Raw genomic sequence first — 650 nt, 5'->3', positions numbered from 1 at the left:
AATTCTGTGTAACTGCCGTTTAGATTAAATGCTTGCTGATACGGTCATCAAACATAATCATAAAGCGATTTAAAGCAGACGTCCAGTTACGGATTGGCATCGACCACTTTTTAGAGGCCTGCTGGGTTGCCAGATATACTACCTTGAATGCTGCCTGATCAGAGGGAAACACCTTACGCTTATTCACCGCCGTTCGAATCACACTGTTTAGCGACTCTATCGCATTGGTGGTATAAATCGCTCTTCTGATGTCTTTAGGATAACCAAAGAACACCGTTAAGCCCTCCCAGTTATTGCGCCAAGACTTGATGACATGCGGGTACTCTTTACCCCATACTTCATCAAAGTGCTCAAGGTTGGCCTCTGCCATCTCAAGCGTATCAGCACCGTAGATGGCCTTTAAATCAGCTGCTACGGCCTTCTTGTCCGTCCAAGGTACGAACTTCATCGAATAGCGCACCATATGCACGATACACAGCTGAACCTGAGCGTTAGGGTAGACCGTATTGATGGCATCAGGGAAGCCTTTTAAACCATCGACACAGGCAATAAGAATATCTTGAACCCCGCGGTTTTGTAGCTCAGTGAGAACACCAAGCCAGAATTTAGCGCCCTCGTTCTCTGATAGCCACATGCCAAGCAGCTCTTTT

1 protein-coding gene is annotated in these 650 nt (G+C 46.6%); it reads right to left on the bottom strand.

The window, feature by feature from the left end; all coding sequences use genetic code 11:
- Window positions 1-19: 19 nt before the first annotated feature.
- The coding region (locus ACT3QN_RS13670; RefSeq protein WP_444529299.1) for an IS256 family transposase at window positions 20-650 on the bottom strand (631 nt) is incomplete at its 5' end.

This window comes from Psychrobacter sp. AOP7-C1-14, assembly GCF_052376135.1.
Taxonomy (GTDB): Bacteria; Pseudomonadota; Gammaproteobacteria; order Pseudomonadales; family Moraxellaceae; genus Psychrobacter.
Note: the sequence above shows the minus strand (reverse complement) of the source record. Positions and strands in the feature narration are given on the sequence as shown.